The organism is Leptothoe kymatousa TAU-MAC 1615, assembly GCF_018739865.1.
Classification (GTDB): Bacteria; Cyanobacteriota; Cyanobacteriia; order Phormidesmidales; family Phormidesmidaceae; genus Leptothoe; species Leptothoe kymatousa.
Map to the genome: position 1 here is coordinate 119,867 of NZ_JADOER010000002.1, position 15,965 is coordinate 135,831.

General features: G+C 50.1%; 11 protein-coding genes. 3 read left to right on the plus strand and 8 right to left on the minus strand.

What is annotated here, in order from left to right; genetic code table 11:
- Window positions 1-5 precede the first annotated feature (5 nt).
- The 8 genes from IXB28_RS00950 to IXB28_RS00985 form a co-directional block, all read right to left on the minus strand.
- Window positions 6-662, minus strand: coding sequence for an LON peptidase substrate-binding domain-containing protein (locus IXB28_RS00950; protein WP_215616667.1), 657 nt, complete (start codon window positions 660-662; stop codon window positions 6-8).
- 223 nt (window positions 663-885) lie between these two features.
- A complete protein-coding gene (gene rpsJ, locus IXB28_RS00955) occupies window positions 886-1,203 on the minus strand; it encodes a 30S ribosomal protein S10 (RefSeq protein ID WP_006515830.1) in 318 nt (105 codons plus the stop codon).
- A 114-nt stretch (window positions 1,204-1,317) separates the two neighbouring features.
- Window positions 1,318-2,547 (minus strand): elongation factor Tu, encoded by a 1,230-nt coding sequence (gene tuf / locus IXB28_RS00960; RefSeq protein WP_215616668.1) that lies wholly within the window; start codon window positions 2,545-2,547, stop codon window positions 1,318-1,320.
- Between the two features lie 25 nt (window positions 2,548-2,572).
- Complete coding sequence (gene fusA / locus IXB28_RS00965; protein ID WP_215616669.1) at window positions 2,573-4,648, minus strand: elongation factor G; 2,076 nt, start codon at window positions 4,646-4,648, stop codon at window positions 2,573-2,575.
- Between the two features lie 65 nt (window positions 4,649-4,713).
- The gene (rpsG, locus tag IXB28_RS00970) at window positions 4,714-5,184 is read right to left on the minus strand and encodes a 30S ribosomal protein S7 (protein WP_215616670.1); all 471 of its coding nucleotides are present in this window, start codon (window positions 5,182-5,184) and stop codon (window positions 4,714-4,716) included.
- A 163-nt stretch (window positions 5,185-5,347) separates the two neighbouring features.
- On the minus strand, window positions 5,348-5,722 hold the full coding sequence (rpsL, locus tag IXB28_RS00975) for a 30S ribosomal protein S12 (protein WP_006515834.1): 375 nt from the start codon (window positions 5,720-5,722) through the stop codon (window positions 5,348-5,350).
- 297 nt (window positions 5,723-6,019) lie between these two features.
- Window positions 6,020-6,445, minus strand: a complete 426-nt coding sequence (locus IXB28_RS00980; protein ID WP_215616671.1) for a phosphomannose isomerase type II C-terminal cupin domain — start codon at window positions 6,443-6,445, stop codon at window positions 6,020-6,022.
- A 400-nt stretch (window positions 6,446-6,845) separates the two neighbouring features.
- The gene (locus IXB28_RS00985) at window positions 6,846-8,687 is read right to left on the minus strand and encodes a phosphodiester glycosidase family protein (protein ID WP_215616672.1); all 1,842 of its coding nucleotides are present in this window, start codon (window positions 8,685-8,687) and stop codon (window positions 6,846-6,848) included.
- A 575-nt stretch (window positions 8,688-9,262) separates the two neighbouring features.
- Between IXB28_RS00985 and gltB the strand changes: the two genes are divergently transcribed.
- The 3 genes from gltB to gap all read left to right on the plus strand — a co-directional run bounded on the left by gltB (window position 9,263) and on the right by gap (window position 15,937).
- The gene (gltB, locus tag IXB28_RS00990) at window positions 9,263-13,909 is read left to right on the plus strand and encodes a glutamate synthase large subunit (RefSeq protein ID WP_215616673.1); all 4,647 of its coding nucleotides are present in this window, start codon (window positions 9,263-9,265) and stop codon (window positions 13,907-13,909) included.
- 165 nt (window positions 13,910-14,074) lie between these two features.
- Entirely contained in the window at window positions 14,075-14,653 is a 579-nt protein-coding gene (locus IXB28_RS00995; protein ID WP_246559563.1) for a DUF1802 family protein, read from the plus strand.
- A gap of 219 nt (window positions 14,654-14,872) precedes the next feature.
- Window positions 14,873-15,937, plus strand: a complete 1,065-nt coding sequence (gap, locus tag IXB28_RS01000; RefSeq protein WP_215616674.1) for a type I glyceraldehyde-3-phosphate dehydrogenase — start codon at window positions 14,873-14,875, stop codon at window positions 15,935-15,937.
- The last annotated feature ends 28 nt before the right edge of the window (window positions 15,938-15,965 follow it).

A 15,965-nucleotide genomic window follows, 5' to 3' on the forward strand; every position in this document is an offset into this window, starting at 1 on the left:
ATCGCTTACGAAGGGCTATCTTCAGGTAAGACATCTTTAAGAGCCGTGCGTGCGGCAAGATGATTGCGTGTAGAGGTTAAAATATCGGCTTCCCGCTCTAGACGCTGAGCGGTATTTTGCATTTCTAATAGAAGCTGTTGTTCTTTTGCCACACCGTGTAGGGTGCTAGCAATCCAGTAAGAAAGATCTAAAGGTAGTTCAGGAATACTTTCTGGAAACTCAATTTCTTGACTTGTCAATTTAGACGAGAGATGAACCACGTCTCGAAGTAGCTGGTCTACCTCAGAAGCTAACGGGGTTAAATTTTTCTCTGCTTCACTATCTTCGATCCACTCGACTAAACCAACGCGATATGGCTTTTCTCTGACATAGTCCAGGACGCGAAACCGTTGCTGACCAACCGTCAGCATTTTCATGCGATCGTCGGGTAGCCGCTGAAAATGAACAACCTCTGCACAGCAACCTACCTTCGCAATGTCGCCACTATCTGGGTCAATCATGAGGACCCCAAAGCGACGGTCCGCTTGGAGTATGGTGTTCATCATGATGCGGTAGCGAAACTCAAAAATATGAAGCGGTAATTGCCTACCAGGAAAGAGAACTAGCTCAGGTAACGGAAATAGGGGAAGTTCTCGAACAGCAACTGATGAAACAGAATCCATTAGGGTAGGTGGGAAGTACTTATAAATACACAGCCCAATAACGAAAGCGCCTATGGATGTGCATAATTATTCTAACCCATCCACTAGAAGCCAAACAGAATCTAGTCGTAAGACCTGTAATAAGAAAACGTGAGGCACTCCACAGCGCCTCACATTTTCCTATATCAAGTTCTGGCAGTCTATAGACAATGCCGGCTACCTAGTATGAACCAGCTTGAATTATCTACAGCTTGACCTCAATATCTACACCAGCAGGAAGATCTAACTTCATCAGGGCATCAATTGTTTTAGATGTGGGTTGATAAATATCAATAATGCGGCGGTGTGTACGAGTTTCAAAATGCTCTCTTGAATCTTTATTCACGTGGGGAGAACGGAGCACACAGTAAATCTTGCGCTTGGTTGGTAGTGGAATGGGGCCAATAGCGGTTGCATTGGTGCGATTGGCAGTATCTACAATTTTTTCGCAAGAAGTATCAAGCAGACGGCGATCAAATGCCTTCAAGCGAATACGAATTTTTTGCTGCTGAATGGTAGCCATAATGACTCAAAAGGTTCTTCAATTATCGAGGTTCAAAAGCCCGAAGGCTTAAGTAACGGGAAGATGTATCATCACCTTCCCGTTACGAGTTCAAAACGAATTACTCAGTAAAAATTACTCAGTAATCTTAGAAACTACACCCGCACCAACGGTACGACCACCTTCACGAATCGCAAAGCGCATACCTTGTTCAACGGCTACAGGGTTAATCAGCTCTACATTCATCTTGATGCGATCGCCAGGCATAACCATTTCAGCGGCACTGCCGTCATCAGCGGTGAAGCTAGCAATGGAGCCTGTTACATCAGTAGTTCGCACATAGAACTGGGGCTTATAACCAGGAAAGAAAGGAGTATGACGACCACCTTCTTCCTTCTTAAGTACATAAACCTCTGCCTCAAACTTAGTGTGAGGTGTGATGCTCTTAGGCTTGGACAAAACCATGCCGCGCAAGATATCTTCCTTCTGGATACCCCGTAAAAGAACACCAACATTGTCGCCAGCCATACCCTCATCAAGGGTCTTCTGGAACATCTCTACACCCGTTACAGTGCTTTCAACAGTGTCGCGAATACCGACGATTTCAATCGTCTCACCAACGGTGACTTTTCCACGCTCAATACGACCAGTGGCTACGGTACCACGACCAGTAATAGAGAAAACGTCCTCAACAGCCATGAGGAAGGGCTTATCTACATCACGCTCAGGCGTAGGGATGTATTTATCAACCTCGTCCATCAGCGCATGGATTTTATCAACCCAGTCATCTTCACCACGACCGATATCGCCTTTAGCCTGAAGGGCCTCAACCGCCATCAGTGCAGAACCTGCAACAATGGGAATATCATCACCGGGGAAATCATAGGAACTCAGTAGTTCACGAACTTCTAGCTCAACCAACTCGAGCAGTTCTTCGTCGTCTACCTGGTCTTCTTTGTTTAAGAAAACAACGATGTGAGGTACGCCAACCTGCTTCGCTAGAAGAATGTGCTCACGAGTTTGAGGCATAGGGCCATCAGCTGCTGAGCAAACCAGGATCGCACCATCCATTTGGGCGGCACCTGTAATCATGTTCTTCACATAGTCTGCGTGTCCGGGGCAGTCTACGTGAGCATAGTGGCGAGTATCTGTCTCATACTCAACGTGAGCTGTGTTGATAGTGATACCACGCGCCTTTTCCTCAGGAGCAGCATCAATATCTTCATAGTTGCGAGCCTTAGCGCCACCAGCTGCCGCCAAAGTCATGGTGATAGCTGCTGTCAGAGTGGTTTTGCCGTGGTCAACGTGGCCGATGGTGCCAATATTAACGTGGGGCTTACTTCTTTCAAACTTTTCGCGTGCCATGTATTTACTGTGTCCCTAAAATTACTTATGCGTTCCCTTTGTTTCTAGCGATAACCGCATCAGCCACATTACGCGGAACATCCGCATAGTGGCTAAACTCCATAGAGAATATGCCTCGACCCTGGGTTTTTGAACGGATATCAGTGGCATAGCCAAACATCTCCGCTAAGGGGACATTTGCACTTACCTTGGCAAGTCCGTCATCAGACCCCATACCCTCAATCTGGCCTCGACGAGAGTTCAGGTCTCCCATAATGTCACCGAGAAACTCCTCGGGAGCTTCAACCTCGATTTTCATCATGGGCTCCAGTAAGACTGGAGAAGCCTTTGTGACTGCATCCTGAATAGCCATCGATCCAGCGATCTTAAAGGCCATTTCGGATGAGTCTACATCGTGGTAAGAACCATCTACCAGTGTGACTTTAAGGTCGATCACGGGATACCCAGCTAGGATACCAGATTCGCACTTCTCTTTCATGCCTGCTTGCGCGGGACCAATGTATTCCCTTGGAACCGTGCCGCCAGCAATCTTAGATTCAAATTCAAATCCGGAGCCTTCTTCCCCTGGTTCAACCTCAATCACTACATGGCCATATTGGCCCTTACCGCCGCTTTGACGCACGAACTTACCTTCAGTGGTAATCGCCTTGCGAATAGTTTCGCGATAGGCAACCTGGGGTGCGCCAATATTTGCCTCCACCTTGAATTCCCGCTTCATACGATCCACGAGAATATCTAAGTGAAGCTCCCCCATTCCTGCAATCACTGTCTGATTAGTTTCCGGGTTAGTGGAGACCCTAAACGTTGGATCTTCCTCAGACAACGACTGTAAAGCTTTGGCCAGCTTCTCCATATCCTGCTTAGTTTTAGGTTCCACAGCAACGGATATAACAGGTTCTGGCACGAACAAAGACTCTAGCACAATTGGGTCATCTGTTGTGCAGATGGTGTCGCCTGTTGTAGTGTCTTTGAGTCCTAAAACGGCGCCAAGGTCCCCAGCCCTTAGTTCGTCGACTTCAATGCGATCATCTGCCTTTAAGATAATTAATCGCGATATACGCTCTTTTTTATCTTTGGTCGCATTGTAGACATAGCTACCTTTGGCTAACACACCAGAGTACATGCGAATAAAGGTAAGCCTGCCGTAGGGGTCAGACATGATCTTGAAGGCAAGGGCCGACAGAGGTCCATCATCTTCAGGGGGTCTATAGCCAACATCACCGTTAGGAAGTGTGCCCTGAATTGCAGGAACTTCCAATGGCGATGGCAGGTAATCCACTACCGCATCTAGCAGTGTTTGCACCCCTTTATTTTTAAAGGCAGAGCCACAGAGCATCGGTACCAGACCACCATCGGTTACGCCCTTGCGTATCGCACCCATTACCTCTTGTTCGCTGATGTCTTCACCCTCAAGGTATTTCTCCATGAGGGCATCGTCGGTCTCAACGATGGCTTCAAGTAATAAAGTGCGATATTCCTCTGCTTGGGCCTGTAACTCCGTCGGAATGTCGGTGATTTCGATATCAGTTCCCAAATCATTTGCGTAGATATGGGCCTGCATCTTTACTAAATCAACCACACCCTGGAATTCATCTTCAGCCCCAATGGGGATCTGAATAGGCACGGCATTAGCCTTCAGTCGGTCACGAACTTGTTCATATACCCGGAAAAAACTGGCACCAGTGCGGTCCATTTTATTCACAAAGGCAATGCGTGGCACGCTGTAGCGATCGGCTTGTCGCCAAACGGTTTCTGACTGAGGCTGCACACCACCCACAGAACAGAACACGGCAATAACACCATCAAGAACGCGCATTGAGCGTTCTACCTCGATGGTGAAATCGACGTGACCAGGAGTATCAATAATATTGACCTGATGATCGCGCCAACTTGTACTGATGGCCGCAGCAGTAATGGTGATGCCCCGTTCCTGCTCCTGTTCCATCCAGTCAGTAACTGCGTTACCGTCGTGGACCTCTCCGATTTTATGGACAACGCCAGAATAGAAGAGGATCCGTTCAGTCGTAGTAGTTTTGCCCGCGTCAATATGAGCGGCAATACCGATATTTCTAACCTTGTCTAGCGGAGAAGTACGCGCCATGGATGCTACCTGTCAACGACAAAACAGTCGTGTTGCTAACACTAATGCCAAGATGATGTTGGAAATTAATAGCGGTAATGGGCAAAGGCTTTGTTAGCTTCTGCCATGCGATGGGTCTCTTCCCGCTTGCGGACAGCACCACCGGTTTCATTAGCCGCATCCATCAGCTCATTGGCTAACTTCATAGCCATGGTCTTGCCTGCGCGGTTACGGGCGAACTGAGAAATCCAACGAAGGGAAAGGGCAGTTCCACGATCGGTGCGGACTTCCATGGGGACCTGATAGGTAGCACCACCTACACGTCTTGCCTTCACTTCTACTAGGGGGGTAGTGTTGCGAACAGCTTGTTCAAATACTTCTAACGGCTCATTGCCCGTGCGCTCTTCAATAATTTTGAAAGCACCATAGACAATTTTCAACGCCAATGATTTTTTGCCGCTAACCATGATGCGACGCACCATCATGCTTACTAAGCGACTACTGTATACAGAATCAGGTGGAACAGGACGCTTTTGAGCGCTTGAACGACGAGACATAGGATTTCTTGAATGTAGGTATGAGTTGAGTGCTAAGAGTTAAAACAAATTAACTCCACTTAGCTAGAAAATTTGTGGCGCACATACTAGCAAACGCACTGCAACTACACGAAAGTTTGGGGCCACACCTACCCGTCTCTCGTAGTGCGCTGCCGAAGAATCGCTATTCCTTAGGACGCTTAGCGCCGTATTTGGAACGACCTTGGCGACGATCTTTTACCCCAGCAGTGTCAAGGGTGCCACGAATAATGTGGTAACGCACACCAGGTAGGTCTTTTACACGACCACCGCGAATCATTACGACAGAGTGTTCTTGTAAATTGTGACCAATGCCTGGAATGTAAGCCGTTACCTCAAAACCAGACGTTAAACGAACCCTAGCTACTTTCCTCAGAGCCGAGTTGGGTTTTTTCGGCGTTGTGGTGTAAACACGGGTACATACTCCTCGGCGCTGAGGGCAACTCTTCAGGGCTGGGGATTTAGTCTTCTTTTGAGCGTTGCTGCGCTCACTTCGAATGAGCTGTTGAATGGTTGGCATACTAAGAAAGGCAAATGCCTATTGCTTCCAAGTTTTCACAAGACCCCATCGTATCGATTTCAGGGTAGCCTTGTCAATTTATTTTTGATGTTTAGTTTGCCAAGAGAGGCAACGGTGTTTTGCGGTTTTGCATTTGGCCTAGGGGCAGAACGTGATCGTGTTTGATTTGTGAGCGGATTTCCCATGTGAAAAATGCTCAGGCAGTATGCGCTGCCTGAGCAAAATTTTCTTGCATAAAGGTTTAGTGCTCTGCCGGTTTAGCTAGCAAAATGCAGGGCACACATGACGCTGCAAAGTCTATTTGTTGGTGCGAGCGTAGTCATCTTGGTAACGGATGATGTCATCCTCTCCAAGATATTCGCCGTTTTGAACTTCGATTAAAATAAGAGGGATAACGCCTGAGTTTTCTAGGCGGTGGGCTGTGCAAGCAGGAACGTAGGTGGACTGATTAGTGCACAATAGAATTTCCTGATCGCCACACACAACTTTAGCTGTGCCAGAAACTACAATCCAATGCTCACTACGATGGTGATGCATTTGTAGACTTAGGCGATGGCCAGGCTTCACTTCGATCCGCTTGATTTTGTAGCCTTTGCCTTCTTCGAGAACTGTGAAAGACCCCCAAGGGCGTGTGTCGAATGTAGGCGAAGTGTCCTTAACGTTAGGTGCGCTATCTTTGTTATCTTGATTGGAAGACTTGGGGCGCTCTTGAGTTTGGACCATGGTTAATAATTCCTATGGAAAAAGTACAGATGCTGATAGTGACTGTTTGCTGATAGTGGCTGCTCTGTAAGCATTGCTAATACTTAAGGGCGTCTGACTTCAACAGGCAAAAGTAGGCGATATATTTTGTGTTGACCTAAAGCAACACAAGCTTAAATAACGGTTTATTGGCCGTAATAGATTTGAATTATGAGGGTTTAATTTTATCCTTAGGCTCAATGAATTTATATGGGTCGAAATCAAGTCCATGGCAGCGCAAAGCCACCTGTCTCTGATTCAGGTTTTATCATAGCAGTGGCCAATGGCGAGGCGTCACGGGTAAGCCCACGGAAAGGATTAATTAAACGGAGTCTTTAATTAATCGGAATTACTTTAAAGGTTGCTTCAATCACGGGTGCTTTTAGGGATGATTTGCTAATGGAGTTGGTGTAACAAAGATGCCCAAGCCATTATTAATACGGGCAGCTGTTTGGGGATGGCGATTGGTTAGACGTCCTCCCAGATACAGACTCGATGAACTCCCCCCATCCAGATTTAACGCTGTATTGCACCCTAGTTTCTGTAAAATTTGAGCCGTTTCCCTCAGGTTTGGTCCACGCCCACCGACACGATCTTGGATGGCGACTAGTTTGATGTCGCCTTTGGGGGTAAGGCCTAGGACGCTTCGGGGGGCTCTGCCTGTAATGAAGTTGTTGCTAAATCCTTCTTGCTGAGCATTGAGAACGATTTTGCTATTGGAGATCAGTAGAGGACCGGCTCCGAGAATGTGGGGAAACTGTTCGAATGTGTTGGGTAATGGTTGTTGGTTGAGGGTGATGTCTGCCCCCACGGTGAAAGCTGTAGCGGCAGAGCTGAAAGCTCGAAACGTTAAGAGATAGCCTCCGGCGGGGATGGGCAGGGTATTTTGACCGGCTGTGCCCAGGGTTCGCTTTTGGGTAACTTTTCCGTTTTGGATGGTGACGACAATTTCATTGTCTACCAGCGTGGTGTAGGTGGGGCCCCAGGCATCCGTGTAGTGACCAATGCCAGCTTTGACGTAACCGCTATTAAGGGTGTCTACGGCAAAGGTTTGATTGTTGGCCGTGACGCTGGTGCTCAATGTGAGGCGGTCGACGATGACTTCTCCTTGGTCATTCCAGGCAATGGCTCCGCGTCCTAAAATAGGGCCTGAAATCCAACGGTTATTGGCCCGTAAGGCGCCCAGCGGTAGTTGATTATTGCGATTGAAAAAACCGCCGTTGATTAAGGCGATTGTTTCTTCCTGGGCTGCGAGGTCGGCCGGGGGTTTGATGCCGGAAGCTTTGTTTGGAAAGGCTCCGAGGGGCAGTAGGGAAAACTGGGGATTTTGTGGGGCTAGGGTGATGGTGTAAACCGGGAACCGTTGACGGGCAAGGTTAATGTAGCGTTGCTGGAATTGTAATCCGTCTGCCCAGAGAATTTCTTTGGGTTTGAGGGCATCGGGACGAATATCGATGATGAGTCGGTGGGGCTGAGACAAACTCCAAATGTTGGCATGTAAATGGTCAGCGACCGATATGGTGAGGGTGGTGCGCTGATTGCTGGAGGTAATGTTGAGGTTTTTGATGCCCGGTGTGGAGGTGAGCTTGAATTGAGCGATCGCAGCCTTTGCCATGGCCGCATCTACAGTTACCGTAATCCGATTAGCCGCTGGGCTCATTTGCCAGGCGGTGGCATTACTGAGATCCAACACCAGACGATCGCCCCAAGGCTGTCGTCCCTGACGGAGCGCTGCAATATTGCTTTGGGGCAATTTGAGATCGAGTACTGTCCCCTGGGGAGTTACTTGCCAACCATGCTGACGAATCAGCGGTTCGATGTCGACATAACGATTGTGGTCGTAGTGCCATGCGGGTAATTCCAGCAGCCCTTGGTTGGCACCTTGAAACCATGCAACGGGCTGCTGTTTAGGGTTGCCCGTGCTCCTCAAATCAACCCCAAGCTGAGTGGCGATTGCCCCATCTGAAATGCCAACCAGGTTGCGACGCTTTTGCCAGTCACCGGGGACTAGACGCCCGTTAATGCGCAGTTGAGTCCCACTGGCGGTTGGTTCTGCCGCTTTTACCAAAGCAAGTTGGCCAATGGATGATGAAATCACCTGGGTGATAGCAGGTTGTGAATTTATCTGGGCGCCTCCCAGTACAAATCCACAGGTGCACAGCATGAGGAAAAAGTATTTGAGAGATGTTTTGAGTTGGGAAGACCAATAACCTGGCATTGACATCGGCAATGGTTTGCAAAAACGTCTAGGCGTGCGAATAATTTTTTGGGTGACTGCTACAGCAGCTGAGGTAATGATTGAAACCGGGGGCTCAGATCCTACATACTTGAAAACACGTAGCTATTCTTGACGGATCTGGGGCGCTCGCTTAATAATATCTATCCCTAGTCTTTGTCAGAGATTGCGCTACATAGTTTGTCAGCTTCTGTGAAGGATGACTAAATTTGATTTACTTTTAAAAAGTAAAGATAGTGTGATCACCGTCATAGCAGTCAAAGCATTGTGAGTATTTGCAAACAGCTGTCTGCTGCTGAAAAGTGACCCTAGGTGTGACTTTATCGGTATCAATCTATACAAAACAGCGCTGTTTGGCGATGTTGACTGATCGTATAGCCCTTGATTGCAGCTTTTGGGTTACGGGCTACCAATTCTAATAACAGCGTCAGTATGACCTCTTTCCTCTGGAAAAAAATCCGAGAGGAGACTCTTTAGGCACTGTCAACTTAATCTATTGGCGATATTAGTCGATGATTGAGTGCTCACTCCGTTTCTTTCTCTTTTCTTTTTGCGACTGGCTCATGGTTAACAATCGTGTGGATAATCTTCAAGCAAATCAGCACTCTCAGGGTTTGCCAACCTTGGGTCCCAAATCATTAGTGGAGGAACGGGATGCCTGTGGAGTTGGATTTATTGCTGATCAGCAAGGGCGGGCCAGTCATCGTTTAGTGACTGATGCCCTCCATGCTCTTACATGTATGGAGCATCGGGGTGGATGTTGTGCCGATCAAGACTCCGGTGACGGGGCTGGCATCATGACGGCGATTCCTTGGAAGATTTTGCAACGTTGGGCGGGGGATAAGACCCTGAAGGCTGGCCAAGTAGGCGTTGGTATGGCGTTTTTGCCTCGTCATGATGACGCTGTAGAGATTGCTAAAACGGCGTTTTCTAAAGTGGCACAGGACGCCGGAGTGAGGGTGCTCGGGTGGCGCCCTGTGCCTGTGGCGTCTAAAGCTTTGGGCGCCCTGGCCAAAGAGTATGAGCCTCGGATTGAGCAGGTGTTAGTTGAGGCGGATGCCCATGGGGATGAGCTAGAGCGTCAGCTATTTTTGCTGCGTCGGGCTTGGGTGCGCACGTTGGAGGCTGTTGCCGGTGCAGATGCGCTCAAATCGACGCTGAAAGAGGCTTATATGTGTTCTTTCTCGAGTCGGACCGTTGTGTATAAGGGCATGGTCCGGAGCGAAGTGCTGGGGCAGTTTTACTTGGATTTGCAAGACAGCGAATATGAGAGCGCCTTTGCTGTTTATCATCGGCGCTTTAGCACCAACACCATGCCCAAGTGGCCCTTGGCCCATCCCATGCGTTTGCTTGGCCATAACGGTGAAATTAATACCCTGATTGGCAACATCAACTGGATGATGGCGCGGGAGGCTGACTTAGCCAGCCCTGTTTGGGGAGAAAATATTCAGCAATTGAAGCCGATTGTGAATGCTGACAACAGCGATTCGGCGAACCTGGATAATGTTATGGAGCTGCTAGTGCGTTCGGGGCGCACTCCCGCTCAGGCGTTGATGATGATGGTGCCTGAAGCGTATTTGAACCAGCCGGAGCTGCTGAACTACCCTGAAATTACAGACTTTTATGAGTACTACAGCGGTGTTCAGGAGCCTTGGGATGGCCCCGCCCTAGTGGTATTTAGTGACGGTAAACAGGTGGGGGCAACCCTGGACCGCAACGGTTTGCGTCCGGCCCGCTATGCCATTACCCGTAGCGGCTATTTGGTGGTTTCATCGGAGGCGGGGGTGGTCGATCTGCCTATGGAAGATGTGGTGGAAAAGGGCCGTTTAGGTCCGGGGCAGATGATTGCCATTGATTTTGAAACCCATGAAATTTTGAAAAATTGGGACATTAAGCAGCGGGTGGCTCAATCCCAGCCCTATGGTGAGTGGCTGCGTAACCATCGCCAGGATATTTCGCCCCAGTTATTCCGTGGGCAACCCCAGCTGGATGGCAAGGTGTTGTTAACTCAGCAAACTGCATTTGGTTACACCGCGGAAGACCTGGATATGATCATTCAGGACATGGCGGCCCAGGGGAAAGAGCCCACCTACTGCATGGGGAATGATGCCCCCTTGGCGGTGCTGTCTGATAAGCCTCACCTGCTATATAACTACTTCAAACAGCGGTTTGCCCAGGTAACGAATCCTCCTATTGATCCGCTGCGGGAGCGGTTGGTGATGTCTTTGCAGATGCAGTTGGGGCAGCGCTCTAACTTATTGGATGAGCGGCCGAGTCGGTTAATTAAACTGGATTCTCCGGTGGTGAACGACAATGAGCTGGAGATGATTCGCCAGGGGAGTTTGCCGACGGCGACTGTGTCTACTCTTTATGCCGTTGAGGGCGGTCCTGAGGGCTTGAAGCAGGCTTTGGACTCCCTTTGTGAACAGGCGGATGCAGCGGTGAAAGCGGGGGCGGAAGTTTTAATTCTGAGCGATCGCATCGATGCCCAGGGCAATCCCGCTACCCTCTCCGAAAACCAGACCTATATTTCGCCACTGCTGGCGGTAGGTGCTGTGCACCATCATCTGATTGGTAATGGTTTGCGCATGCGGGCTTCGCTGCTAGTAGATACGGCCCAGTGTTGGAGCACCCATCATGTTGCCTGTTTGATTGGCTATGGCGCCAGCGCGGTGTGCCCCTATCTGGCCCTAGAAAGTGTGCGTCACTGGTGGGCCAATAGCAGGACCCAGAAATTTATGAAGTCCGGTAAGCTGCCGGTGACTACATTGAATGGCGCTCAGGCTAACTATCGGAAAGCGGTGGAAGCCGGTTTGCTCAAGATTCTTTCTAAAATGGGCATTTCGCTGCTGTCTAGCTACCAGGGGGCTCAGATTTTTGAAGCCATTGGTATTGGACCCGAGCTATTGGCGGCTGGTTTTAAGGGCAGTATTTCTCGACTGGGTGGTTTAACCTTGTCGGAGCTGGCCCAGGAAACTATGCGGTTCCACAGTAAGGCATTTCCTGAACTCACCGGCAAGCGTTTGGAGCACATGGGCTTTGTCCAGGCTCGGCCCAAGGGGGAATATCACAGCAATAGCCCCCAAATGACCAAGCTGCTGCACAAGGCGGTGAAGTCGAACCAATACGATCACTACGCCGTATATAAGGAGCATCTGCAGGGAAGTCCGGTGGCCGCTCTGCGGGATCTGTTGGACTTTAAGAGCGATCGCACCGCCATTGCCATCGACGAAGTGGAACCCGTTGCCGATATCATGAAACGCTTTTGCACCGGGGGCATGTCCCTGGGGGCCCTATCGCGGGAAGCCCATGAAACCCTGGCGATCGCAATGAACCGCATTGGCGGCAAGTCCAACTCCGGTGAAGGGGGGGAAGATACGGTGCGTTTTGCCCCCATCAACGACGTGGATGACCATGGCCTTTCTGCCACATTGCCCCATCTGAAGGGGCTGAAGCCAGGGGATACGGCTTGCTCTGCCATTAAACAGGTGGCCTCGGGCCGCTTTGGGGTAACGCCTGAGTACCTGATGAGCGCGAAGCAAATTGAAATCAAGATGGCCCAAGGGGCAAAACCGGGTGAAGGGGGGCAGCTGCCTGGCCGTAAGGTGAGTGACTACATTGCCTCGCTGCGTCGTTCTAAGCCCGGTGTTACCCTGATTTCCCCACCGCCCCACCACGATATCTACTCCATTGAGGATCTGGCTCAGCTGATCTACGATCTGCATCAAATCAACCCTGGGGCAGGTGTTTCGGTGAAGCTAGTGTCTGAAATTGGTATCGGCACCATTGCCGCGGGTGTGGCTAAGGCCAATGCCGACGTGATTCAAGTCTCTGGCCACGATGGCGGTACCGGTGCTTCGCCCCTAAGTTCCATTAAGCATGCTGGGGTGCCCTGGGAATTGGGGCTGACCGAAGTGCACCGTGTGCTGCTGGAAAACCAGCTGCGGGATCGGGTGCTGCTGCGGGTAGACGGCGGTATTAAGACTGGTTGGGATGTGATTATGGGGGCCCTGATGGGGGCGGAAGAGTATGGCTTTGGCACCATCGCCATGATTGCTGAAGGCTGTATCATGGCTCGCGTTTGCCACACTAATAGCTGCCCCGTTGGTGTGACTACCCAGCGGGAGGAACTGCGCAAACGCTTTACGGGGATTCCTGAGCATGTGGTTAACTTCTTCCACTTTGTGGCTGAAGAAGTGCGGGCGCTGCTGGCTCATTTGGGCTATCGCTCATTGTCTGAGGTGATTGGCCGGGCCGATTTGCTAACGGCTCGGGCCGAGGCTAGTTTGGCGAAGACCCAGGGGTTGGTGCTGGATATTCTGACTCATTTGCCAGATACCCGTAGCGATCGCAGCTGGCTAAACCATGGCGATATCCACAGTAATGGCCCTGTGCTAGACGATCAGCTGTTGGCCGATGCTGAGGTTCAACGGGCCATTGGCGACCAGGGGCTGGTGGAGAAAACCATGGATGTCATCAATACCGACAGGTCGGTGGGCGCCCGCGTATCCGGTGCGATCGCTAAACAATACGGCAATACCGGTTTTGCGGGCACCTTAAACCTCACGTTCAAGGGCAGCATTGGCCAAAGCTTTGGTTCCTTTAACCTACCGGGCATGAACCTACGTCTGGTGGGCGAAGCCAATGACTATGTTGGCAAAGGCATGCACGGCGGTGAGCTGATCATTACCCCCTATGAAGGTGTGCAATACGACCCCTCTGAGAATGTGATCGTCGGGAATACTTGCCTCTATGGCGCCACCGGCGGCACCCTGTATGCGTTCGGCAAAGCCGGTGAACGCTTTGCCGTCCGCAACTCCAAAGGTGAAGCCGTCATCGAAGGCGCCGGAGACCACTGTTGTGAATATATGACCGGTGGTGTCGTGGTTTGTCTTGGCGGTGTGGGGCGTAATGTAGGCGCTGGTATGACCGGCGGCTTGGGCTATTTCCTAGACGAAAAGGGCGACTTCCCCACCCGTGTGAATCCTGAAATTGTGAAGGTGCAGCGGGTAATCACCGATGAGGGCGCAACCCAGCTCAAAGAAATGATTGCGCGTCATGCTGAGCGTACTGGCAGTACTAAAGCGGCCCGTATTTTGGCCGATTGGCAAACCTATTTGCCTAAGTTCTGGCAGGTGGTTCCCCCTTCCGAGGCGGAGCGTCCTGAGACCCTGGCAAGTTCCGAAACAGTCGCCGCTTCGGTGGGCTAGGGCTGCTAGTGGGCCATTAACCAGGGTTTTGTAGCTTAAAAAGCCGTTGTCCTAGTCCTTAGGGCAGCGGCTTTGGGTTTAAATGGGTCGCTCCTCGGGATGATTTCATTTGCCATAGGACAAAATATTGGCACTACTATGGGCAAATATCTTGCTGGTATATCTATGTTGTTAAGCCAAGCCCTCAAAGAATGGTCTGTTGCCGTCGATGCCCTGATGCAGGGCCAAACAATTCTTTTGTTGCGCAAAGGTGGAATTCGCGAAGTTGGTAAACAGTTTCAGGTGCCCCATCGGCATGTGTGGTTATACCCCACCTATGAACACCAAAAAAACCATTTGCTTAAATCTGATTGGGCTGAGCGGGTCACTCCCGTAGCCCCAGGCTGGCATCCCAACCAGGTGACTTTGCAGGCTTGGGCCGAGGTGGTTCATGTTTGGACCGTGGATACGTTAGACGCAGTGAATGCCCTGTTGCCATTTCACATTTGGAATGATCAGTTTGTGGCAGAACGCTTTCGTTGGCAGCCCACCCAGCCCCTGCACTTACTTTTGTTGCGGACATATCGTTTAATGGCGCCTATTTCCATGGACTGGCAATCCAGCTACGGGGGCTGTCGTTCTTGGCTCACATTAGAAAATGCCCTAGAAACCATGCCATCAACCCCGGTATTGGACGACTCCATGTTTACCCAGGCCGTGCAGCAAATTCAGCGCCAGCTGCCAGATATTTCCCTTGGTTTATAGCTGGGGAAATATATCAAAGATATTTAAAGCTTCCATTGCGAATGATGTCGATTCAGTCATGTTCGCCTATGTTTTGAAACCCTTGTTCACGTAGCGGGTTGCAACTCTAAAGGAAAACCGATGATCCCCATGTACTAGACTGAATCAGCCATAAACAGGTACAAGCTGCTCGCCGATTGAAGCAGTCATTTTGTACACCTTCTATGAGCGATAGTTGTCATGGCCGTGCTGAAAGTTGGCATTAACGGGTTTGGTCGTATTGGTCGTTTAATACTGCGGGCCGCTATTAACAATTCCAATATTGAGTTTGTTGGTATTAACGATTTAGTTTCCCCTGAAAATCTTGCGTATCTACTTAAATACGATTCCACCCATGGTCAGTTTCCAGGCCATGTGGAAGCTCGGGATAATGGAATTGTTGTCTCTGGTTACTTTATTCCTTGTTTTTCCATTGCGAATCCAGCTGAGCTGCCTTGGGGCCGCTTAGATGTGGACTATGTGGTGGAGTGCACCGGTCGTTTTACTACCCATGAAACAGCATCGGCTCACCTCCAGGCTGGAGCCAAGCGTGTGGTGATTTCGGCTCCTACTAAGAGCCCTGAGCAAGTGCCCACGTTGTTGGTGGGTGTGAACCATAAAACGTTTAACCCTGAATCTGATTACATTGTCTCCAATGCCAGCTGTACCACAAACTGTTTGGCACCGGTGGCGAAAGTTATCCACGAACATTTTGGCTTTGCAGAAGGCTTGATGACTACGGTGCACGCTTCCACAGCGACGCAACCTACCGTTGATAGCCCCAATAAGAAGAGTTTGCGCAGCGGTCGTGGCGCCTCTCAAAATATTATTCCTGCTTCAACCGGTGCGGCGAAGGCCGTGACCTTGGTATTACCAGAGTTGACTGGCAAGCTAACGGGGATGGCATTGCGGGTCCCCACCCCCGATGTTTCGATTGTGGATTTAACGGTACGTACAGAAAAATCCACTAACTACCGTGAGATCTGTAAGGCAATGGAAGCCGCTTCTAAGAACGGTTTGCGCGGTGTGCTTGGCTATACTGAGGAGCCCGTTGTCTCCACTGATTTTGTGGGCGATCCTCGTTCCAGTGTGTTTGATGCCGGTGCTGGCATTGAGCTCAATCCTAATTTCTTTAAGCTGTTGACCTGGTACGACAACGAGTGGGGTTACTCCAATCGTGTCGTCGATCTAATGGTTCATATGGCCTTGACTGAAGGCCTCCTGCAAGGGGTGGCCAGTGATGTTCTAGAAGCTGTTTATGCTTAGGAAACAGGCTTAACTGACGTCATAAAAA